The organism is Mobilitalea sibirica, assembly GCF_015999265.1.
Classification (GTDB): Bacteria; Bacillota; Clostridia; order Lachnospirales; family Lachnospiraceae; genus Mobilitalea; species Mobilitalea sibirica.
The window spans coordinates 147875-171522 of the sequence record NZ_JAEAGR010000001.1; the positions used below are offsets into that span (position 1 = coordinate 147875).

The 23648-nt window shown below is 38.8% G+C and carries 17 protein-coding genes; 16 read left to right on the forward strand and 1 reads right to left on the reverse strand.

Going from position 1 to position 23648, the window contains the following annotated elements; translation table 11 throughout:
- The first annotated feature begins 222 nt into the window (after positions 1-222).
- Both I5677_RS00650 and I5677_RS00655 read left to right on the forward strand, forming a co-directional pair.
- Positions 223-2118 carry a glycoside hydrolase family 2 protein gene (locus I5677_RS00650; protein WP_197659625.1) on the forward strand — a complete coding sequence of 632 codons (1896 nt, stop codon included), beginning with the start codon at positions 223-225 and terminating at the stop codon, positions 2116-2118.
- Positions 2119-2263: 145 nt separating this feature from the next.
- Complete coding sequence (locus I5677_RS00655) at positions 2264-3634, forward strand: PQQ-dependent sugar dehydrogenase (protein ID WP_197659626.1); 1371 nt, start codon at positions 2264-2266, stop codon at positions 3632-3634.
- A 99-nt stretch (positions 3635-3733) separates the two neighbouring features.
- On the opposite strand, the gene I5677_RS00660 is transcribed toward I5677_RS00655, so the two are convergent.
- Entirely contained in the window at positions 3734-5446 is a 1713-nt protein-coding gene (locus I5677_RS00660; RefSeq protein WP_197659627.1) for an ATP-dependent metallopeptidase FtsH/Yme1/Tma family protein, read from the reverse strand.
- Positions 5447-5777: 331 nt separating this feature from the next.
- On the opposite strand from I5677_RS00660, the gene I5677_RS00665 reads away from it, so the two are divergent.
- The 14 genes from I5677_RS00665 (at position 5778) to I5677_RS00730 (ending at position 23625) form a co-directional block, all read left to right on the forward strand.
- Positions 5778-7508, forward strand: coding sequence for a S8 family peptidase (locus I5677_RS00665; protein ID WP_197659628.1), 1731 nt, complete (start codon positions 5778-5780; stop codon positions 7506-7508).
- A 398-nt stretch (positions 7509-7906) separates the two neighbouring features.
- Complete coding sequence (locus I5677_RS00670) at positions 7907-9373, forward strand: TraB/GumN family protein (protein ID WP_197659629.1); 1467 nt, start codon at positions 7907-7909, stop codon at positions 9371-9373.
- A 406-nt stretch (positions 9374-9779) separates the two neighbouring features.
- A complete protein-coding gene (locus I5677_RS00675; protein WP_197659630.1) occupies positions 9780-11192 on the forward strand; it encodes a polysaccharide biosynthesis tyrosine autokinase in 1413 nt (470 codons plus the stop codon).
- Positions 11185-11919, forward strand: coding sequence for a CpsB/CapC family capsule biosynthesis tyrosine phosphatase (locus I5677_RS00680; protein ID WP_197659631.1), 735 nt, complete (start codon positions 11185-11187; stop codon positions 11917-11919). Before I5677_RS00675 ends, I5677_RS00680 begins: the two co-directional genes overlap by 8 nt.
- Before the next feature lie 41 nt (positions 11920-11960).
- Complete coding sequence (locus I5677_RS00685) at positions 11961-13880, forward strand: polysaccharide biosynthesis protein (RefSeq protein WP_197659632.1); 1920 nt, start codon at positions 11961-11963, stop codon at positions 13878-13880.
- A complete protein-coding gene (locus I5677_RS00690; protein WP_197659633.1) occupies positions 13867-14991 on the forward strand; it encodes a DegT/DnrJ/EryC1/StrS family aminotransferase in 1125 nt (374 codons plus the stop codon). The genes I5677_RS00685 and I5677_RS00690 overlap by 14 nt, the downstream gene beginning before the upstream one ends.
- A 42-nt stretch (positions 14992-15033) precedes the next feature.
- Complete coding sequence (locus I5677_RS00695) at positions 15034-15570, forward strand: GNAT family N-acetyltransferase (RefSeq protein WP_197659634.1); 537 nt, start codon at positions 15034-15036, stop codon at positions 15568-15570.
- Entirely contained in the window at positions 15515-16615 is a 1101-nt protein-coding gene (locus I5677_RS00700) for an aspartate aminotransferase family protein (RefSeq protein ID WP_197659635.1), read from the forward strand. The genes I5677_RS00695 and I5677_RS00700 overlap by 56 nt, the downstream gene beginning before the upstream one ends.
- A 177-nt stretch (positions 16616-16792) precedes the next feature.
- A complete protein-coding gene (locus I5677_RS00705; protein ID WP_197659636.1) occupies positions 16793-17884 on the forward strand; it encodes a lipid II:glycine glycyltransferase FemX in 1092 nt (363 codons plus the stop codon).
- Between the two features lie 44 nt (positions 17885-17928).
- A complete protein-coding gene (locus I5677_RS00710; RefSeq protein ID WP_197659637.1) occupies positions 17929-18591 on the forward strand; it encodes a PIG-L deacetylase family protein in 663 nt (220 codons plus the stop codon).
- A 118-nt stretch (positions 18592-18709) separates the two neighbouring features.
- A complete protein-coding gene (locus I5677_RS00715; RefSeq protein WP_197659638.1) occupies positions 18710-19321 on the forward strand; it encodes a sugar transferase in 612 nt (203 codons plus the stop codon).
- 485 nt (positions 19322-19806) lie between these two features.
- Positions 19807-20484 carry a WbqC family protein gene (locus I5677_RS00720; protein ID WP_197659639.1) on the forward strand — a complete coding sequence of 226 codons (678 nt, stop codon included), beginning with the start codon at positions 19807-19809 and terminating at the stop codon, positions 20482-20484.
- Positions 20485-20638: 154 nt separating this feature from the next.
- Positions 20639-21628 (forward strand): hypothetical protein, encoded by a 990-nt coding sequence (locus tag I5677_RS00725; RefSeq protein WP_197659640.1) that lies wholly within the window; start codon positions 20639-20641, stop codon positions 21626-21628.
- Positions 21625-23625: a glycosyltransferase gene (locus I5677_RS00730; protein ID WP_197659641.1), complete on the forward strand. Its 2001-nt coding sequence runs from the start codon at positions 21625-21627 to the stop codon at positions 23623-23625. The genes I5677_RS00725 and I5677_RS00730 overlap by 4 nt, the downstream gene beginning before the upstream one ends.
- Positions 23626-23648: the final 23 nt, after the last annotated feature.

Genomic DNA, 23648 nt, shown 5'->3' on the forward strand with positions numbered 1-23648 from the left:
AAGGCATAATACCAAAACAAACCGGATAAGAATCAATGCTAGGTTATGAATTGCTAATAAAGTGTGAATAAGTTAAAATATGGAATAGAGATATGGGATATTGTGATTGGTTTTTACATACATTTCATTAGTTGGTTTCTAAGATTAATCAAAGGTATCTAAGAAACCATCGCAGATTTCTAAAAATGAGAGTTTAAGTTCAATAGGATTGGAGTGTTGGAGATGAAATTAAAAGATGCAATACGTACTTTGCTTTTTAAAAAGAAGATAAATACACACCATCAATTGTACACATCCTGGGGGGAACAGTTAAATCCTGAACATGTTTTGGAGGAATACCCCAGACCTCAGTTAAAGAGAGAAGAGTATACTATCTTAAACGGATATTGGAACTATTGTATCACAAAAAATATTCATAAGCCTGCATACTATGATGGTAAAATACTAGTACCGTTTTCCCCGGAAAGTGTCTTATCCGGAGTGAATCGACAGATACAGCCGGATGAGACATTGTGGTATGAAAGACCTCTGATTATACCCGAAAAGCCTGTGGGTAAGAGGTGCATTCTGCATTTTGGGGCAGTCGATCAGTATTGTGAGGTTTTTATTAATTATAAAAAAGTGATAGAACATACCGGGGGATACCTTCCCTTTTCCATGGATATTACTGATTATATAAAGGAAGAAGGTAACCTTCTGTCCGTACGGGTAAATGATTATAGTGATACATCCTATCATAGCAGGGGCAAGCAGAAACTAAAGCGGGGAGGTATGTTTTATACAGCCCAGAGCGGGATCTGGCAAACAGTTTGGATGGAATGGGTCCCAGATAGGTACATCGAAGCCCTAAGGATCACACCGCTGGTGGATCAAAGCGCAATTCATCTTGATATAAGTCTAAGACAGGTTATAGAAACCGATGAAAAAAACAGCAGCGATTCTCTGATGGATCAGATTAACTCTAATCATTTGGAACAGATAAATCAACAAAATACTAAGAGAACGGGGGAAGATTCAAGAAAAGAGATTGAGCCACTAATCAAAATTAAAATTTTTGCTAAAGGTAACAATATTGTTACGTTGATAAGTAAAAGTCCCAACGTAACAATTCCCATGAAAGAGTTTGAGTATTGGAGTCCTGAAAATCCCTTTTTATATGATCTTGAAATTACGGTTGGAGAAGACAAGATAGAAAGTTATTTTGCCATGCGCAAAATCGAGGTAAAGGAAGACGAGGAAGGGATTCCCCGTATTTCACTGAATAACGAACCGTATTTTCAAGTTGGTCTCTTAGACCAGGGCTATTGGCCCGATGGATTGTATACGGCACCCAGTGATGAGGCTATGATATTTGATATATCCCAGGCGAAGGATTTGGGCTTTCATATGATACGTAAGCATATTAAGATTGAACCTCTGCGCTGGTATTATCATTGTGACAGACTAGGGGTTCTAGTATGGCAAGATATGGTTAACGGGGGAGGTAATTACAATGATTTTTTGGTCGGATATTTACCTACGATATTTCCATGGTTAGCCGGATGTATTAAGGATCATCACTATAGCTGGTTTGCAAGAAAGAATGTAGAGGGAAGAAAAGAATGGACGCAGGAGTGCATTGATACGATATTATTGCTTTATAATTCTCCATGTGTAGTAGTATGGGTTCCCTTTAATGAAGCCTGGGGGCAGTTTGATTCTTTACAAATAACAGAACTGATCCGTGAACATGACTTTACCCGGTTGGTTGATCATGCCAGCGGTTGGTACGACCAAAGGGGAGGGGATTTTAAAAGTATACATAACTATTTTCATAAACTTAAGGTTACACCAGAGAAAAGAGCTGTAATATTATCAGAGTTCGGAGGGTATGCCTGTTATATTCCAGAGCATTCCTATTCCTGGAGAATCTATGGTTACCGGATCTATAGAACGAAAGAAGAGTTAGATGAAGCATATCAGAATTTAATGAGGAAGGAGATTGCATGTCTAAGAAAAAAAGGCTTATCTGCCATTGTTTACACCCAGCTATCGGATGTGGAAGATGAAGTGAATGGCCTCTTTACCTATGATCGAAAGGTGTGTAAGGTATCTAGGATTGAGATAAATCGATATTAATACAAGTTAAAAACGTGATACAACATAATAAAAACTATAAATAAAATGAGTATTTTAGTCGGGTGTTCCTTATACATTACCTTAGAGACATGGAATATATGGTATATGAATATATTGTACTAATGTGAGCATAAGGAAGATGATAATGAGTTCCAGAATAAGAAAAGGATGTCAATTTAATCAGGTGAATGAGGAAGAGGGAAGATATGTAAACCCTGATGATATCTATCTGCCTGCCGGTTATGGGATAGAGGTTTTTGCCATGGGTCTTAACGCACCTATCAGTATGCTTTTTACTAGGGCAGGAGACTTGTATGTGGCAGAATCCGGATATATATCAGACCTTCCTAGGGTATTGCGGCTTACGGAGGATGGTTTTGAAGTTGTTGCAGATGAATTCAATACGCCGATTACGGGAATCAATTATCTTGATGGTAATCTCTATGTATCTCATAAGGGAGCAATCACGGCAGTACACGTCGATGGAACCAGAGAAGATATCATTACTGGGTTACCCAGCAATGGAGATTTCAGCAATAATAATGTGACATTCGGATCCGATGGTAAGATGTATTTCGGGCAGGGGACAGCAACAAACTCCGCTGTAGTTGGTCTGGATAACGGATGGCTTTACCACCACCCATTCATTTTTGACTATCCGGGAACCTTTATTATGATGAATGGTCAGAATTTTGAAACAGAAAACATATTGGTTGCTGCAGATGAACATACTTTTACCGGAGCATATTCGCCCTTTGGTATCCCTAACCAGGCTTTTGAGGTAAAAAAAGGGGTGATAAGGGCTAACGGAAGTATCCTGCGATCCAATCTGGATGGAAGTGAACTGGAGCTTTATGCTTGGGGCTTTCGTAATCCTGTTCGTATTCGCTTTGATCAGGATTTTCGGCTATTTGCAGCCAATCACGGGTATGAAATCAGAGGCAGCAGACCGATCGCCAACGCTCCGGACGAATTTCATTTAGTCAGAGAGGGGACTTGGTATGGTTGGCCTGATTATGCAGGAGGAGAACCGGTTACAAATCCCAGATTTGCACCGGAGGGAGGAAAGCAGCCGGAATTTTTGATGACGAACCATCCAAATTATCCTCCGAGACCCTATGCTGCGTTTCCACCCCAATCAAATATTATGGGCTTTGATTTTAATTATAATCCTGGCTTTGCCAACTACGGAGATGTTTTTATAGCAGAATTCGGACCAGCCAGTCCCAGTTCAGTTGTAAATTCTACACCCTATACAGGAATAGGGCATCGTATTTCACAAATCAATATGAGTACAGGCGGGGTAACAACCTTTGCCATTAACAAAACCGGGTTCCCGGCTCATTTGACTCAGGAGGGGGGCATTAACAGACCGGTGGACGTTGTATTCGGACCGGACAATGCTATGTATGTTCTTGATCTCGGAATGAATGTCCGAAATAATCCGAACGAATATCTTGCTAATACGGGAGTTATATGGAAGATTGTAAGAGTGAAAAATAATAATCGACATTAACTATATGGATTAGGATGTCAAAGGCTTTTGACACCCTAATCCTATGCAATAAACAATTGTATACTAACAAGATTTTCATAAAATTTATGAGTACGACAGCTATGCACAAATTCTATCAATATCTTCTCCGGTTAAGGATTCTTTTTCAAGTAATTCATTGGTTATCTTCTTTAGTGTATCCAGATTTAATTGAAGCAGTTTTTTTGTATCTTCATAGAAGTCGTTCATCTGAGAACGGCATTTACTGATTAGCTGATTATCCTGTCCATGTTCAAAAGCATCCATACTGAATAATCCTAACTCCTCATCCATACCGAATTTATTGATATAGTTTACGATCATGGAAGAGGCTTTTTGGATATCATTGCTGGCGCCGGTGGTAATCTCCTCTTTTCCAAAGATTAATTCTTCGGCGACACGGCCAGCAAGTAATACCATAATATTAGCTTTTAATTGTCTCTGGCTTTGGAACAAAGTATCTTTTGGAATGCTCAGATTAAATCCCCCTGCACCTCGTACACTGGGTATAATAGTGACCTTGGAGATATAATGTTCCGGTAAGAGAAGTGTAGTAGCTAGTGCATGACCCGCTTCATGGTAGGCAGTGATTTTACGGTCATGCTCTGAGATATAACTGCGGTCCGTCTTAGGGGCACCAGCAACAACCGTATAAAAAGCTTTGTCAATGTGGTTCTTATTAATTGCCGGTTTTTTCTCATTCGCTGCTTGAATTGCTGCTTCATTTAGAAGATTTTCCAGCATGGCACCGCTGAAGAATACAGTGGACTTTGCCAGGGCATCCATATCCACATCCTCAGACAAAGGCTTGGTCTTTGCATGAAGGGATAAGATATTCTTTCTGGAATTTACATCAGGAAGTCCGATTTCTATCTGACGGTCAAATCGGCCAGGGCGAAGCAGTGCTTCATCCAGGGTATCCAGTCGGTTTGTTGCACCAATCACTACAATCCCTTGATTATCATGAAAACCTGACATTTCAGTTAATAAGGCATTCAAGGTCTGATCACGTTCATCATTGCTGGCATTGCTGTTTCGTGCTCTCTTTTTACCGATGGCATCAATTTCATCGATGAATATAACGGCTTTTTCATTTTTCTTGGCTTTGTTGAACAGATTTCTAATTCTGCTGGCACCTACGCCAACATACATTTGGACAAAATCAGAACCGCTCATGGCATAAAAAGGAACATTTGCCTCTCCGGCTATGGCTTTCGCCATAAGAGTCTTACCGGTTCCGGGAGGTCCGTAAAATAGCAATCCTTTTGGCATTCTGGCCCCAACCTGTGCATACTGTTCCGGATTTTTTATAAAACCGATGATATCCTCCACCATGGATTTCGCCTCTATATTGCCTGCCACCTGACTTAAAGTAATGGCAGATGAGTTTTGCTTCTTTTTATTCGTATCCGAAATTAGGTTTTTATTAGAACCGTTTCGCGTATACCATATAATTGCACCTGCAATTGCCGCGACAAAAAGTACACGAAAGATATTAGCGGGTGTGTTACTACCATAATTAACAGTAATATTATTCAACAATAAAAATTCTGTAAAATCTTCAGTTTTTGGATTTGTTACAATATATATACTGTCCGGTTTCTCTGTTAATTTTGTCTTAAAAGTATTACTGTTCTCATCTAAGATAACTTCAGCCACCTTATTCTGCTCTACTGCTTCCAGAAATAAGGGGTAGGACAGCTTGTGCTGGGTTTTATTTAGATAATAATATCCTGCCAAAATAGTACCAGACAGCACCAGAACGGACAGGATGATCAATGTTTTTTTCTTCATTTACTAACCCCCATAAAATTAGAAGTTTACATAAGTCAACTTAATTATTGTAACATTTTTAAGCTACTTTTCTAGAAAAAGTTATTGGAAAGACCGTATAGAAACACCAATATTGTATGGGAAACCCAGTTTCAGTGCCGAAAGCCGTAACTGTAATAACCTATCCCCTATCTGGCATATATTTAACTGAATTGATGGACATTCCAATAAGGGAGTGTTGTATTGAGAATGTCGGAATTTATAGTACATCCTGGTTTTTCCAATATATAGCAGCCTTATAGGAAGTAAAAACATTGGTTGAAATATTGTCTTAAATAATAGGAGGATATCTATGGATAGCGGAGTTATTGAAAACGAATTAAATTTAGCACTTGAAGTTCCTGAGACTACGAGAGAAAAAACCCTGGATTTGGATGTAGGTTATTCACCAATAACGAATACCTGGGAACTGATTGTAAAGTATAATGGCAGCCTGAGTCGTATCGAGGAAGAACTGGATGTTTTAATTGTGGAACTAATGAACGAGTATGCAATCATAACGATACCGGAGGAGCAGATTTACCGCTTGGCTGATTATGAGGAAATTGAGTTTATTGAAAAACCAAAACGGTTATTTTTTGAAGTGAATCAAGGAAGAACAGCTTCTTGTATTAATCCGTTACAAACACCAACTTTCGGACTGTTTGGCAGGGGAGTTTATGTTGCTGTTATAGATTCGGGTATTGATTATTCCCATCCGGATTTTCGTAACGAGGACGGAACCACCAGAATTGCAGCTTTATGGGATCAAACAATTCCCGGAAACCCACCACCAGGCTATCAGATTGGAACCCTATATACAAGAGAAGTGATAAATGAAGCCCTTCAGATACCCATGCCTCAGAGGATGGAGATTGTTCCCAGTGTGGACATCTCCGGTCACGGAACCCATGTAGCCGGTATCGCAGCGGGAAACGGCAGGGCCAGTGAAGGCAGATACCGGGGGGTGGCTCCTCAAAGTGAATTAATTGTTGTGAAACTGGGTTCCTCCATTGGGGATTCCTTTCCCAGGACAACACAGTTGATGGAGGGAATTGACTTTGCTGTAAGATTCGCATTGGAACAACAAAGACCGGTAGCGATTAATATAAGCTTTGGCAATAATTATGGTTCTCATACAGGGAGAACCTTATTGGAAACCTTTATTGATGATATAGCTAACATATGGCGGACCAGTATTGTTATTGGCACAGGAAATGAAGGGGCAACAGCAAATCACGCAGCCGGGGTATTGCAAATGGGGACTACCTCTTATGTGGATATTTCCGTGGATCAATTTGAGTTTTCATTAAACCTTCAGATTTGGAAAAATTATTATGACCAATTCGACATTACTATCATTGCTCCAAACGGTGTTCGTGTAGGCCCAATTCCCAGAATCCTAGGAAAACAACAATTTACAATTGCACAGACAGAGATTTTACTTTTTTATGGTGATCCGACGCCGTATAATATTCAACAGGAAATCTATCTTGAATTTGTCCCAACCAGAGATTACATCAATTCCGGAGTCTGGCGGATTGAAATGGTGCCAAGGAAGATTGTGATCGGAGATTATGATATGTGGCTGCCTGCGGGAGGATTGACAAATCCCGGTACCGGGTTTTTACTACCATCAGAATTCACTACTTTAACTATACCCTCGACCGCATATCGTGCCGTCACCGTAGGAGCTTATAATGCCTATACCGGGAGCTATGCACCTTTTTCAGGAAGGGGCTTTACGAGAGACAATGATATAAAGCCGGATCTGGTAGCTCCCGGTGTTGATATTATGTCAGCATCTCCGGGAGGCGGATATACACTTCGGTCCGGAACCTCTATGGCTACACCCTTTGTAAGCGGTAGTGCTGCCTTAATGCTGGAGTGGGGTGTCGTACTGGGGAATGATAGGTACCTGTACGGCGAAAAACTGAAGGCCTATCTGATTAACGGTGCAAGACCTTTGAGGATTGAGAATGTATATCCTAATCGTACTCTTGGGTTTGGTGCCCTGTGTTTAGAGGATTCACTTCCTATATAAAATAATTAAATACTAACGTTTATTCATATAAATCAGACGTTTATGTCAACAGTTGTTGTATAAATCAGATATCAGATATATACTAGCCTAATAAAGAATAGGTAACCTCTATGGGTTTTGTATCGTTCGTAATCTTATAGTAGAAGGTGATTTTATCATTTATAAAAACAGGCTAGTTATTTAGACCTACATTAAATTAATAAAATGATTAGAAGATTAAGATTGTCTAAAAATCTACAATATATTCTTGAAGTGGAATATTTTGTATGATATAATTCAATCCATATTCTGTAGGATATATAGCATAATAACATGGAACTAAATGGGCGAGGCATATTTCGAATTAGTTATATGCGTTAGCAAAATGAAAAGTTTAAAAGAAAGGTAAGGTACAAAAAATGAAAAAAAGATTATTATCAATGCTGTTAATGTTGGTTATGTGCTTTATGCTGATTACTCCTGCATTTGCTGGGGCCGCGGAAACTGCTCCCGCCAATACAGAAGCAACCCAACAGATTAGCACCTGGGCAATTTCCGATGTTTCAGCCGGTATAACCTATGGCATTTACCCAACAGGATGGACCGAAAAGGACATGACAGGTCCTATCAAACAGTCACAGTTAAGAATATTACTGGCAGGGCTAAGATATAAATTGCTCACCTCTGATTGTGCAGAACAAAGCAGGTATACGATACCGAAATTAAGCTACTCCGTAACAGTTGAGGAGGCTCTTAATGCATTTTACTCTGTATTAACAGACTATGACTATACCGAGGATATCGGCCTTAATTATGGATTATCTCCGGTTGATTATATGAAAGCAATCGGTGTTTATACAGGACAAAACGGGGAACAGGGACTTGATGAAAGATGTAGTATAGAACAGGCAATGGTGATATCCTCCAGACTGGTAACCATTCTATATGAAGGTCTTGGGGCTTCCAGTAAGGGTTTTTTCTGGGAAGTAAAATCAGGTGAGAATACGGTATATCTTCTGGGTTCAATTCATATAGCATCACCGGTTATCTATCCGATGAGTCAGAGGATCCTGCAGGCATTTCATAGCTCTGATGCATTAATTGTTGAAGCGTTATTAAATGATGAGTCCGAGATGCTAGCGTATAATGAGCTTCTAACCTATACCGATGGCACAACTTTGAAGGATCATGTTTCACCGGAAATCTATCAATTAACCGTAGAAACAGGAAAATTAGTAGGATTAACTGAAGAAGCAATCGCTATGATGAAACCTTGGGTTTTATTTCTTACCTTTGAAGTAATGGCCTCAGCAGGAGCCGGTGGTGCAGATCAGAATGCGGAGGAACAAAACGCAGAAGCACAAAATGCAGCAGCACTTGGTATCGATGCAACATTAATGAATAGTGCGTATATGTATCAAAAGCCGATCTATCAAATTGAGGGCTTATTAAAACAAGCAACCATATTAGATAGTCTTTCACCGGGAACTCAGGAGTTCTTTCTTCTTAATAATATTGTATTACTTCAAAATGCTTTTAGTAGTGAAGTTGAAGTTAATGTCAATCATGCCAATGATTTTCTGAATGCAACCTTAGAATACTGGCGTAAAGGTGACGTAGAAGCTTTCAAGAAAACAATGGGTGGAAATAGTATAAGTGCATTAGAAGAAATTGCCGATGAAGAAATCAAAGGGTATCTAAGAGAATGGCAGGATAAATTCTGGACTCAACGGGATAAGGGTATGGCGGATTATATCGATAATCTGTTAAAAGCGGAAGGTAGCAATAGTTACTTCGTAGTGGTTGGCTCAGGACATTATATCAGTGAGTACAGTGTTACGGATATGTTAACCGAAATGGGTTATGCAGTTAACCAAATTAAGTAATAATTATAGATAAGTATGGACTGCTAATAATAGAAATGACTTGTAAATACATTGTAAGCAGAAACAAATATTAAAACTAAGCACACTTAATAAAAAAAATAATAAAATAAATAGAAGTGAAAAGCATCCCTTAGAAATAAGGGATGCTTTTTATTGCTATAGGAATTAAAAAGCAATTTCTTTTAAGCATATGAAAGTATGTATTGTGCAATCTTTGTTCACAAAGACTTTATGTCTAAATTTGAATACAATTTATGCAGTATTAAGAAGTTTTTTATCACAAAAGCAAAAATAATCCATATTATAGCAGTAGAAGTTTACCTTATTCACAGAGAAATCGGCGTGAAAGTATGCTGTAACATAATGAATAAGCATGTGGTATTACGAGATATGAGGAGGAATATGAATGGAACTGACTCTGGAACAAACGATAAAACTTTTGCTAAAAAAAATTTGGTTTATCGTAATCAGTATATTTGCCGGTTTATGTGTATGTTATTTGATTAGCAGTTACGTAATGAAGCCTTCTTATACGGCATCTGTACAAATGTATGTCAATCCTAACGATACAACTTCTTCAGCTAATCTAAATGAATTAAATTATGCACAGAAGGTAGTAAACACTTACATTGGCTTTCTTCAAACGAAGGATTTTTACAGTAAGATAGCAAGAGAAAGCAATTTAGCATATACTCCGGATTATTTGAAAAGAATGACAACCATAGAAGCGGTCAATAATACGGAGATTTTTGAAATAAGTGTAACGACCAATGATCCCATGGACTCCTTTCGTCTGGTGGAGGTAATGCAAGATATGGTTCCCGTACACATAAAAAATATTAAAGATACTTCAAAAATCAGTATCGTTGATCCTGTAGTGATACCCACGTCCCCATCCTCACCTAACATCATTCTAAATACGATTATCGGTGGTTTCATAGGACTTTTTGGTTCCGTATTCCTAATTATTCTTTGGGAGATGTTTGATGTAAGAGTAAAAAGCCAGGAGGAATTAGCAAAAAGATATCAGATACCGGTTCTGGGTGTTATACCAAATTTTGATAAGGAGAAAAAAAAGAAAATCACATTCCGTTCGTTTCTTTCGCTTCTGAAACGTTCCAAGAAATCAGAAAATGAAGCGATCTGCCTCAATGAAAATACGAAGTTTATCATCACGGAGGCCTATAAATCCTTCAGAACAAACCTACGGTTTGCCTTGAGAGGGAACGGATGTAAGAAAATAGTGATTAACAGTCCGAATCCTGAGGATGGTAAGAGTACGACCAGCGTTAATCTGGCAATTACGATTGCCCAAACAGGTTCTAAGGTATTATTAATGGATTGTGACTTAAGAAAAGGAAGAATACACAGCTTTACAAAGGTTCGCAGTGCACCGGGAATCAGCGATGCCTTATCCGGCATGGTTTCGGAAAATGATGTGATACAGGAAACAAAATATAAGAATCTCCATGTAATGTCCATGGGTACAATCCCGCCAAATCCGAATGAACTTTTAGTCAGTGTACAAATGGAGGAAGTGCTGGCAAAACTGGAGAAGGTTTATGATTACATTCTTATGGATTCACCTCCAATCAATGTAGTATCAGACGCACTCAGCCTGGTAAAGTTATCTTCCGGAGTAATCATCGTAGTAAGAGAGGGGATAACCACTTACCCCAATATAGTATCTGCACTTAATAAATATAGCTTTGCAAATGCTAACATCTTAGGTTTTGTAATGAATGGGGTCTCATTTCAGCACCATAATAAGAAAAAGTCGAATTACTACTATAGGAATTATAAGGATAAGAATGATTGATCTGCATACACATCTTTTACCGGGTATAGATGACGGAGCCGAGAGCGTTATAGAAGCTGGGTTGATGGCAAAGACACTGTACCATCAAAATGTATCTAAGGTAGTTTGCACTCCTCATTTTGATCCTACAAAGACCTCTTTATATGATTTCATAGATTTAAGATCGAGAAGCATTGAGATGCTTATCGGAATAGAAATAGAATTAGTCCTTGGAAGTGAAACGATACTTCATGATTATTTATTTCACTATCCCGATATCAGCGAGCTATGTATAGAGAACACCAGATATCTTCTGATTGAACTACCCCATGGCTTTAAATGGAGCGAGAAAGCATATGATACCTTGGCAAATTTAATATCTTATTATGATATTGTACCGGTGATTGCACACATCGAGAGATATCATAAAAGAAAAAGTAGGAGCCGCCATATAAATAAACTTAGGAGAATGGGCTGTGTGATACAACTAAATACAACCTCCATCATAGATGATAAGTCGAGAAAACAGGCTCTTCATTATATCAAAAAGGGTTACATCGATGTACTGGGTAGTGATTGTCATAATATGTTAAGCCGTCCTCCGATTTTTTCGGAGGCTCTTGATATCATAAATAAAAAAATTGGAGAGCAGTATTGCAGCGAATTTATGAATAATGCCGAAAGGCTAATTGAGGGAAGAGAGCTGAAAGAAAAGAAAGCATATATCCTACCTGATAACTTGCTATAGGATAACATTCTATGAGGAGGGATACAGGGGAGGGAAGTAGGTTGTTAATCAAAAAATACAGGAAGACAATCGTGTTCTTATTGGATTTATTCATAATTGTATTTGTAAATATAGTTTTATATTATTTTCTACAGCTGATAAACGAAAGGGTCTGTCTTAATGCATTTGAATTACTTCCGCATATGGTAATCATGACTTTATGTGGAGCCATTACCCAATCTCTTTTTAGAACCTATGACAGCCTTTGGAGATACGCCGAAAGCAAAGAATATATCACCTTGATTTTAGGAGGAGCCTGTGGGTACGTGTGCTTTTTTACTCTGAACTATTTTATCCCGGGAAGTAAATTATCCGTTTTATTTACCTTGGCCTCCTATAGTGTTTCATTATTAGGAATGCTCTTTATGAGATTATGCTATCGTCAGTATAGGAAATGCAATAAATATAAGAAATACAAGGACAGAATATCCCTTGCTATTATTGGAGCAGGGGAAGCCGGTGTGAAGCTTTTAGAAGAAGTACAAAACAATCCGAATAGTAGGTATGAAACGGTCTGTTTTATTGATGACAGTATTGAAAAAATAGGAAAATTTATACGTAATATTGAGGTAAAGGGACCGATTGCTAAGATGGAAAAAATTCTTGGCGATTGTCTGGTCAGAGAGATTGTAATTGCAATACCCTCTGCCACGCCGAAGCAATTAAAATGCATTCTGGAGATTTGCTCAAAAATAAAATGTAGGGTACGTATCTTACCGGATACAATGACTTTACTGCACCGAAGTAAAAGTAATCTCTGGAATAATATCAGAGAGATACAAATTGAGGAACTGATTGGAAGAGAGCAGGTTATATTGGATGACAAGCAGATAAAGGATTTTATACTCCAGAAAGTTGTAATGGTAACCGGAGGTGGCGGTTCCATTGGCTCAGAGCTATGCAGACAGATAGCTAGGTACGAACCAAAGCAACTTATCCTTGTAGACAATTATGAAAATAATGCTTATGAAATACAGCAGGAGCTATTACAGGCCTATCATAGCAATTTAAATCTAAAGGTTGAGATTGCATCGGTGAGAGACGGCCATAAAGTAAATGAGTTATTAAAACGTTACAAACCGAATCTTATCTTTCATGCGGCGGCCCATAAGCATGTACCCTTAATGGAGGATTGCCCGGAGGAGGCAGTGAAGAACAATATTCTTGGAACCTATAATATGGTTTTAGCTGCTGACCGGTATAAAGTGGATAAATTTATTCATATATCAACGGATAAAGCCGTCAACCCAACCAGTATTATGGGAGCCAGTAAGCGGTTTTGTGAAATGATTCTTCAAAGCATGAAGAATAACTCGAAGACGGATTATATCGCTGTCAGATTCGGTAATGTACTTGGTTCCAATGGATCGGTTATACCCTTATTTCAAAAACAAATTGCAGCAGGTGGCCCGGTTACAGTAACGGATCGACGGATCTATCGTTATTTTATGACCATAGCGGAGGCGGTGCAGCTGGTATTAGTGTCCGGTTCAATGAAAGGGAATGCTGAGATTTATGTACTTGATATGGGCAGGGCGGTGAATATACTGGAACTGGCTGAAAATCTAATTCGACTATCTGGCTATACACCCTATGAGGAAATACCAATCATTGAGAAAGGAATTCGACCGGGTGAGAAGCTGTATGAAGAGCCTTTAACGAAGGGGGAAGAACTAATCGCAACTTCTAACCGAAAGATTTTTATTGAACGGCAGAAGTCAATTACGAAAAAAGAGCTGGAGGATAAGTTAGAGCTATTAAACAATGCTTTAAAAACCGGAGCACCGGACCATATAAAGGAAGTTATGAAACAAGTGGTTCCTACGTATCGTGATCCCAAGGAAGTAAATGAAAGTAATGTGGATTATGATTATGGTGCTATTCTTGAGCAGATTGACGGAGGTAACAATGAATCAGAATAAAAGAATATATCTGGCATCTCCACATATGAGTGAGGAAGGGTATGAAAAGCAGTACATCGAAGAAGCCTTTGAAACGAATTTTATTGCCCCTCTTGGTATTAACGTTAATGAATTTGAAAATGAACTTTCCGCTTTAGTAGGCGTGAAATCAGCAGCAGCTTTAAGCAGTGGCACGGCAGCAATTCATATGGCCCTTAAGGCGGCCGGAATAGGGGAAGGAGATATTGTTTTTTGTTCCGATCTAACCTTCTCAGCATCTGTTAATCCGGTTCGGTATCTTAACGCGGTACCCGTATTTATCGATGCGGATATTGATACCTGGAATATGAGTCCAATGCATTTAGAAAAGGCCTTTGATAAATACCGACAACTGGGTAAGCAGGTGAAAGCGGTAGTAATCGTTCATTTATACGGTTTAACTGCGGATATGGACCGGATAAAAACCTTATGTGATAAAAGTGGAGCTGTCTTAATCGAAGATGCGGCGGAAAGTCTTGGGACCCTTTATAAAGACAGCTATACCGGTAGCATCGGTGATTATGGCATCTATTCCTTTAACGGAAATAAAATCATCACAACCTCCGGCGGGGGGATGGTTGTCTCGGATCAGGAAGAGCGAATTCATAAAATAAAATTCTGGTCCTCTCAATCAAGGGATCCGGCCAGACATTATCAGCACAGTGAACTGGGTTATAACTATCGTATGAGTAATATAGTGGCAGGAATAGGCAGGGGTCAGTTAAAAGTATTAGGTAGGCGAATTGAGAAGAAAAAATATATATTTGAATTTTATAAAAAAGCATTTTGGGACCATGAAGATATTCATATGATGCCGGTGAATGATTGGAACCGGCCAAACTACTGGCTAAGCTGTATCAGTCTGAAAGGCAGATTAAGCCCCTTAGAGGTTATCGTAGCTTTGGAAGAGGATGAAATCGAGTCAAGACCCATATGGAAGCCGATGCACCTGCAGCCGTTCTTTGCAGAATATGATTATATCGGAGATGGGATATCGGAAGAGATCTATCGATGCGGTGTGTGCCTTCCAAGTGATACTAAGCTTACGGAGGAAGACCTGTATCGTATTGTCAGGATAATTAAGGATTTGTAGGTTTTATTTAAGCTGATTACTTACTTGTAAGGAGCAATCGAAATGATTATGTATGGTTCAAAAGTGTATTTACGGGCGATAGAGCTTTCGGATAAAGAGATATTAAAGGGTTTCATGAATGATTCTGAAATAGAATATTGTCTCGGCGGTTGGTCGTTCCCTATCTCGGATTATCATCAGGAGGAGTGGATTATGTCTTTGAAACCAAGTGAGCATACTCTCCGTTGTATGATTGTTGAGAAAGAGGAAGAAATAACAATCGGTACGGTGGTATTAACGAATATTGATTATAAAAACGGTACGGCTGAGATTCATATAAAGATAAAAAAGGACTTTTGCGGCAAGGGCTATGGAACGGATACGGTAAAGACCTTGACAGCGTATGCCTTTCAAGAACTGCGCCTTCAATGCATCTATGCCTTTATTAATGCCTATAACAGGGCTTCCCAGAAATTGTTTGAGAGGATGGGATTTTTAAGGGAAGGAGTACTTCGAAACAGAATATATAAAAAAGGGTCCTATCATGACCTATATGTATATTCAATTCTTAGTAAGAACGAAGATGGAAATAGGGAGTGAATTTTGGCTTGAGAATAACCGGATTTATGAAGGTAAGGATATAAATTGGCTTTATGGTAATACCGTATTTACATCTTCTGGCAGAGGAGCCTTAACACTACTTCTAAAGCAAATAAAACCCAGATGGCGAACCGCCTTGCTTCCTGCATATCTTTGTAATTCTATGATACTTCCATTTTTAAATGAGGGATATCTATGCAAATTTTATAAGATTAATCAGGAGTTGGAACCGGATTTAAGTGATTTACATCATCTGGAGGGTGTTGGTGTATTTGTTCATATGGGTTATTTCGGCTATCGGACAAATCAGAATTTACAAGACATCATAAAAAAGCTGAAACAAAACTCTACTATCATCCTTGAAGATATTACTCACTCCATCGGCTCAAAGTATCAGGGGTTTGAAGAAAACGATTATTATATTGCTAGCCTGCGAAAATGGTTTGGAATTCCTAGTGGCGGCATACTTGGCTCTTCAGTCAGGGAAATACATTCGGATGTTCTTAACGAGAATGAATTATTTACCTTTATCCGAAGAGAGGCATTACTTTTAAAAGGAGAATATATAAAAACCGGGGATGAAAAATTGAAAAAACTCTATCAAAATCTGTTTGCGATGGCGGAGCAGCTATTGGAGGAAGAAAAGTTAACTGCGAAAATCGATTCATTATCGATGAGAATCATCCGCTCCATTGATTTTAATGAGATAAGAGAAAAACGAAGAGCAAATTATTCCTATCTTTACAAAGGGATTAAGGATGTTTCATTTATTACTCCGGTGTTTCATTCTTTGCCGGATGGGGTATGTCCTATGTTCTTCCCGATTTATACCCTGAAAAACCGGGCTGAAATCAGAAAAAAGTTAACAAATGCATCCGTCTATTGTCCCATTCATTGGCCGGTACCAACACAGCTGACTGAGTCGGAATATAAGAAAGCTTCTCTGATTTATGATAGAATTCTTTCCATTCCCTGTGACCAGCGATATGGACATAGGGATATGAAACGGATATGTCATGTACTAAAGAACCTTAAGGTGAGTTAACGGTTTTAGATTGTTGATAGTATTCATACAAACGAAAACTGTTGTGGATAAAGCATACCAGCAAAGATACCTGTTAAACGAAAGAGATAATCTTGCCCCTATAGGTGTTGTAACGGATGACTTATCATTTGAATAGATTACCTACGGGGCGTACTTAAATATAAAGGAAGTGAGACAGTGCTGTCTGTAATAAAATTAGAGCATACGCAGGAATGGGATAGCCTGGTGAAAAGATTCCGAGAGTATGATGTTTATTATCTGTCCGGCTATGTGAAAGCATTTTGTCATAACGGTGATGGTGATGCCAAGCTGATTTATTATGAGAAGGATAATATCCGGGCAATCAATGTAGTCATGGTAAGAGATATTTATCAGGATAAACATTTTACATCTAAGATATCAAAGGATACTTATTACGATATTACGACGCCCTATGGCTATGGAGGGTTTTTAATACAGGGGAATACAACGGACGAGGATTTAAAACAACTGGAACAGGAATACTGTGATTATTGCAGGGAACAGGGTATTGTCTGTGAATTTGCCCGTTTTCATCCTATACATAGGAATGGTGAAAAACTAAAAAGCATGTATGAGATAAAAAAGCTTGGGAATACCGTTACGATTAATCTGTTATCCGAACAACAAATTTGGGCTGATCTGTCCAGTAAAAACCGTAATATGATCCGTAAGGCAAAAAAAGCCGGGGTAGAGATTTTCTGGGGAAGAAGTCCGCAGCTTATAGAAGAATTTATACCTCTTTATAACCGAACAATGGATAAAAATCATGCAAGTGAGTACTATTACTTTGATCAGGATTTTTATCACAGTATGTTATATGATTTAAAATATCATGCAGATATCTTCTACGCTTCTTATGAGAATAAAATAATAGCTATGTCAATTCTATTGTTTGCCAATCAACAAATGAACTATCATCTATCCGCATCGGATACAAATTACCGCCATCTTGCCCCAACGAATTTATTACTCTATGAAGCCGCCTGCTGGGGCCATACAAACGGATATAAGACCTTTCATCTGGGAGGGGGAGTCGGTTGCAAAGAGGACAGTTTATATCAGTTCAAAAAAAGCTTCCATAAAGATGGAGAAACCGACTATCTGGTCGGTAAGAAAATATTCGATGAGAAGAGATATCAGGAGTTAATTAAGCTTCGAAAGATCGAACTGTTAGAAAAGGGTATGGCAGTGGAGGAAATCAAAGATCAGTTTGAACAAAGTGATTATTTTCCTATTTACCGGGTTTAGAGTTTACAGGGTGTATTTGGAGAGGGGTAGGAGGGAAAGGTAATATGATTGTTTTAGTGATAGCGCCCCATGCAGATGATGAAATTCTAGGGGTGGGAGCTACCATGGCAAAGTATCTAAAGGAAGGACATAAGGTTTATGTATGTATTGCAACGAAGGGGCGTGCTCCGCTATTTTCAGAAGAACTTGTAGAAACCGTACTGGAAGAAGCGGGTAAGTGTCATAGATATCTGGGAATTGAGAAGACATTTTATCTTGATCTACCTGCTGCAATGCTGGAGACAGTACAGAGGCATGAAGTAAATAGAAGGATACTTGAGGTGGTGGAAGAGGTGGAGCCTGACATTACTTTTATTCCGCATCATGGAGATATGCAAAAGGATCATCAGATTATAGCAGAGGCATCGCTTGTGGCTTTAAGACCAAAATATCTCCACAGGGTAAAGGAGATCTACGCTTATGAGACCCTATCCGAGACAGAATGGAATCTACCTCACGCAGCGAATTCCTTTTTACCCAATGTGTATCATGATATCAGTGACTATCTGGTTGTTAAGCTAAAGGCCATGGAATATTATCGTTCCCAGCTGGCAGAATTTCCAAACCCCAGGTCCTTACAAGCTATGGAAGCTTTGGCAAGAGTAAGAGGTTCTACCGTTAATGTGAAGGCAGCAGAGGCATTTGCTTTAGTAAGAATGCTATTATGAGCAATAGTATTGAAAGGCGACATAATGTTATGAATGTTTTAAGCTCATAGCTAAGCAGATTGGGATTGGATTAAAGGAAGGTTTCTGTGACGAAGAGAATGATTGGAAGTGGTAGGTAATGTATTACAGGTTTATTAAAAGAAGTATTGATTTTATGATTGCTTTGTTGGCAATTGCCTTAGTTGGACCATTCATGATTATCATCTACATCCTAGTGAGAATAAATCTAGGGAAGCCGGTGCTCTTTCAGCAAGAAAGAATCGGAAAAGATAATCATTTATTTACGATATATAAATTCAGAACCATGTCAGAGGAGAAGGATGAAAAGGGAGCTTTACTCCCCAATGAAGCCAGGCTTTCAAAGTTCGGAAGCTTTCTTCGTTCTTCCTCTTTGGATGAACTGCCGGAGCTCATCAATATATTAAAGGGAGAACTTTCTTTTATCGGTCCTAGACCCTTGGTAGCAGAATATTTACCCTACTTTACCGAATATGAGCTACAAAGACATAAGGTACGGGGAGGCCTCATTCCGCCGGAAGTTTTATATGGGAATATCACACCAACCTGGGAGCAACAGTTTGAATATGAGGTTTCCTATGCACAAAAGGTAACCTTTTATCAGGATGTAAGGATTGCTTTTGCAGCAAGCCGAGGGATATTACAACGGTCCAAAATAAAGTACGGTAATTATAAGCGGCCTTCCCTTAATGAAGAGAGACATAAGGTATAAGATTAGGTGTCAAAACCTTTTGTCAAACTTAAATTCGTAGATTTGCACAGTTCTAGTTGTTGTATTCGTGATGCAAGCATAGTTTGCTCGTAACACGCTCCCGCTTGGATGAAGTACGTAGTGGTACATAAGACCGCAAGACACGCGGTCTAAGTACCAACGACTTCATACAGTTACTCACCAAACTATGTTTGCATCACTCGGAATAAAGAAAGTGTATGTGCAAATTGACGAATTTAAATTTCTAGTTGTTGTATTCGTGATGCAAGCATAGTTTGTTCGTAACACGCTCCCGCTTGGATGAAGTACGTAGTGGTACATAAGACTGCAAACACGCGGTCTAAGTACTAACGACTTCATACAGTTACTCACCAAACTATGTTTGCATCACTCGGAATGACACCCGAAGCTGTTGAAGAAAAAACAGACTTTGACTTGTGTTCATATAACAAGAATTGAAGTCATAGAAAGAAGGGCTGATATTAATGATAGTGGCAATTCATCAACCGGACTATATTCCGTATCCCGGTTATTTTTATAAAATAGCGAACAGTGATTGTTTTATCTTTTTGGATGATGCGCAGTATTCCAATGCCGGGTTTACGAATTGTAATAGAATAAAAACACCTCAGGGAGAACTTCGGCTAAAGATACCGGTATTACAGACCCTTGGAGATACCATTATGGAGGTGGTAACAAAAGATGAGCTTGGTTGGAAGAAAAAGCATTTGAAAACATTGCTTTTAAATTATAAAAAGGCGAAGTACTTTGATGAGATTTACTACGATTTTGAAAAGCTTTTGATGAATAAGTTTGATAATATTGCGGATATGAATATTGCCCTGATACAACAAATCTGTAAAGGACTTGGGATAGGAAAACGGTTCGAACGCTCCTCTTCTTACAGGATACAATCCGCTAGGGAGAACCGGGTAATTGATTTATGTAAAGCGGTGGGTGCAAGCACCTATCTGTCCGGGATTGGAGCCAGAGTGTATCAAAAGGAAGAACATTTTGCAGGGAAAGACATGAAACTAACCTACAGTGATTACCAGCCGATTGTTTATCCTCAGCTTTGGGGAGAATTCATACCCAATCTATCGATTCTGGATTATTTATTCCATCAGGGCTATGACTGTGAGGGTTTAAAAATATATTCGTGATGAATAGAGTAAAAAAGCCGGATATACCTGTATAAGCTTTGGTGGGTCACAGACCAGGTTGATCTGAATATCGAATCATATAAACGATTATTTCAGATCTTAGGTATGACAGGAATTAAGTTATTTTTTTATGAATTGGTTAGGGGAAATGATCTTGAAGCATAACAAAGAATTCGGAAGTTTTTTGGAGCTGGAGTTTATGAAAGGCAGAGAATATTATACCGGGTCACACATTGCAAGGCTTAATACAGGCAGGGCAGGAATTTATCATGCCTGTCGGGTATTAGGATGTGAAAAGGTATGTCTTCCTTATTATGAATGCCATACGGTAAGAGAGTTTCTTGAAAAGAAAGGAATGAAAGTAAGATATTATTATTTAAACGAAGAGTTTTGTCCTATACTACCGTTTTGTCAGGAGGATGAGGCGGTGGTACTTGTTAATTACTTTGGAGTTATGGGAGAGAAAAGGATGAAGCACCTGGCGAAACAATATCCAAAGGTAATTATCGATAATGCACAGGCTTTTTTTGCACCTCCCCTAAAAGGTTGCATGAATGTATATTCTGTGAGGAAATTCATTGGAGCAGCAGATGGAGCCTATGTGATTGGCAATCAGGCCGAAAGATATATGGATGAGTATCAACAGGATTATTCCTCTGATACCGGACTGTTTTTGTTGTTACGAATTGAGTACGGATGTGAGGGTAAGGCCTATGAGAATAGAGTAGAAAATGAAGAGAGACTTAATACCTCTGATATTAGGAGAATGTCTGAGTTGACCCATGCCATATTAGACGGAACCGACTATGAAAGGATCCGATGCAGAAGAAGGGATAATTTTTCTGCTGCCTGCGACTGTTTTGATAAGATAAATCAGATCGAACCCAAGCGTTATTACAGTGAGGATTGTGTACCCATGGTCTATCCATTATTAATTGAAAAAGAAGGTCTGCCCGAAAGATTAGTTGAAAATAAACTGTTCCAAGGGCATTGGTGGAGCCATCTTCTTATGGAGGTAGAGCCTCAAACCTTGGAATTTCGGTTATCCCAATATCTGATACCGGTTACCATCGATCAACGATATGGGAAAGAGGAGATGGAATCTATGTTTGAGATTATTATGAAGGAAATAACATTATTATGAAAGTATTATTGATCACTATGGCATGGCCAAAGTATGGTGAATATAATCTATACTCCGATTTGATGCAGGAGTTTTATCGGAACGGACATGATGTTACGGTTGTGACAGTGAACGAAAAAGCAATACAGCAGAAAAGTTCTCTGCGTTTAGAAGAGGGGCTTCGGGTATTACGGGTAAGAACCGGTAATATCCAGAAGACGAATAAGTATAAAAAGGTTATAGCCTCCTTTTTCGCCGGGCCCAGGTTGCTTTGCGCAATTCATAAATACTTAAAGCATGCAGAATTTAATCTTATTCTGTTCTCCACACCTCCGATTACTTTAACTCCTTTCGTAGTACTTATGAAGAAGCATTACCGTGCCAGCCTGTATCTGCTTCTTAAGGATATCTGGCCCCAGGATACGGTTGATCTTGGCGGAATGAGATATGGGGGCCTTGTATGGGGGGTGTTTCGCTATTTAGAGAAGCTGACCTACCGCCATGCAGATTACATCGGGTGTATGTCACCGGCCGGTGTTAACTATATCAAAAAACATAACAGATATCTAAAGAATAAGGTGATAGAGGTTTGCCCTAACAGTATAAGGGAAAGAAAGATAATATCGGTTGATAGAGAAGCTGTCAGAAAAAAGTACGGCTTACCGATGGATAAACCGGTATTCATCTATGGAGGCAACTTAGGTAAGGCACAAGGAATTTCGTTTTTAGCAGATATCCTAAGGGAATACCTGGAAGAGAGTAAAGTATTCATTCTTATTGTTGGATCCGGAACCGAATATGAATACTTGCACAGAAAAATTACTCAGATAAAACCGGTGAATGCAAAGCTTATTCCTTCCCTATCGGTTAGGGAATATGAGGAGCTGGTTCGGGCCTGTGATATCGGCCTAATCTTTTTATATAAGAACAGTACGGTACCTAATTTCCCGTCCAGACTACTCACGTATCTGAATGCCTCCCTTCCGGTAATAGCCTGCGTTGATCCTGCAACGGACCTCGGTATGATTATTGAGAGTGCCGGCTGCGGTATCTTAGTGAACAGTGGAAATATGAACGACTTTCGTATGGCGGTGGAGCAGATTCTTAAAGATGAAGATGTAAGAAAGAGTATGGGTATAAACAGCTACCGATTGTTGAGGGAACATTATACCGTAGATATAAGTTATCAAATCATAATAAGTCATTATGAAAATAAGGGAAAAAAGGGGGATAAGGAATTGGAGAGAACAAATAAATACTTTAAAAATAAAGAGAAGATATTACCCTTAAAGAGAAAATTAAAGAGTTTTATTTTAACTAATCTATATATCGCAGTTCATTTTATCTGTTATGGAGATTTACCTACGTCCTATTATGTGAAGAAAGGCATGAAGGTAGGTAAGAATTTTTACAGACAGACCGGTACAAAGTTTGATCCCTCCCATTGTTATCTGATTGAAATCGGAGACAATGTGACGGTGGCAAATAATGTACAGATACTAGCTCATGACCAGTCCCAAAGAGTGCATATGGGGTATGGAAAGGTGGGTAAGGTTATCATTGGTGACAATTCCTTCATTGGGGCAAGGGTGACAATCTTACCAAACGTTGTAATCGGCGATAATGTTATTATTGGAGCAGGTAGTGTCGTTACAAAGGATATACCCTCCGATAGTGTTGCCGTAGGAGTTCCCGCTAAAGTCATTGGGAGCACAAAGGAGTATATAGAAAGATGCAAAAAGGAACTATTGGTGAAACCGGTGTTTGACACCAGTTTTGTTGGTACTAAGCTGTCCTGTAATAAAAAGAAAAAGATTAAAAATGCCTGTAAGGACAGCTTTGCCTACATTGAGTTAGGTAAAGTTTATGATTACAAGAAGAGAAAGAGTCCAAAGGTAACAAAACGAAAAAAAAATAAATATACTAAAATATCAGAACATTGTCTGAACACAGTAGATAAAGCTCTTTTAAGAGATCCGATAGATGATACACTCACAGGAAAAGACAATAGAGATTAGGTTGTTTTACCACAGACCTAAGA

What these genes read in the sequence shown, in the direction of transcription:
- I5677_RS00650 (WP_197659625.1), top strand. Translation starts at nt 223, where the DNA reads ATGAAATTAAAAGATGCAATACGTACTTTGCTTTTTAAAAAGAAGATA.
- I5677_RS00655 (WP_197659626.1), top strand. Translation starts at nt 2,264, where the DNA reads ATGAGTTCCAGAATAAGAAAAGGATGTCAATTTAATCAGGTGAATGAG.
- I5677_RS00660 (WP_197659627.1), bottom strand. Translation starts at nt 5,446, where the DNA reads ATGAAGAAAAAAACATTGATCATCCTGTCCGTTCTGGTGCTGTCTGGT.
- I5677_RS00665 (WP_197659628.1), top strand. Translation starts at nt 5,778, where the DNA reads ATGGATAGCGGAGTTATTGAAAACGAATTAAATTTAGCACTTGAAGTT.
- I5677_RS00670 (WP_197659629.1), top strand. Translation starts at nt 7,907, where the DNA reads ATGAAAAAAAGATTATTATCAATGCTGTTAATGTTGGTTATGTGCTTT.
- I5677_RS00675 (WP_197659630.1), top strand. Translation starts at nt 9,780, where the DNA reads ATGGAACTGACTCTGGAACAAACGATAAAACTTTTGCTAAAAAAAATT.
- I5677_RS00680 (WP_197659631.1), top strand. Translation starts at nt 11,185, where the DNA reads ATGATTGATCTGCATACACATCTTTTACCGGGTATAGATGACGGAGCC.
- I5677_RS00690 (WP_197659633.1), top strand. Translation starts at nt 13,867, where the DNA reads ATGAATCAGAATAAAAGAATATATCTGGCATCTCCACATATGAGTGAG.
- I5677_RS00695 (WP_197659634.1), top strand. Translation starts at nt 15,034, where the DNA reads ATGATTATGTATGGTTCAAAAGTGTATTTACGGGCGATAGAGCTTTCG.
- I5677_RS00700 (WP_197659635.1), top strand. Translation starts at nt 15,515, where the DNA reads ATGACCTATATGTATATTCAATTCTTAGTAAGAACGAAGATGGAAATA.
- I5677_RS00710 (WP_197659637.1), top strand. Translation starts at nt 17,929, where the DNA reads ATGATTGTTTTAGTGATAGCGCCCCATGCAGATGATGAAATTCTAGGG.
- I5677_RS00715 (WP_197659638.1), top strand. Translation starts at nt 18,710, where the DNA reads ATGTATTACAGGTTTATTAAAAGAAGTATTGATTTTATGATTGCTTTG.
- I5677_RS00720 (WP_197659639.1), top strand. Translation starts at nt 19,807, where the DNA reads ATGATAGTGGCAATTCATCAACCGGACTATATTCCGTATCCCGGTTAT.
- I5677_RS00730 (WP_197659641.1), top strand. Translation starts at nt 21,625, where the DNA reads ATGAAAGTATTATTGATCACTATGGCATGGCCAAAGTATGGTGAATAT.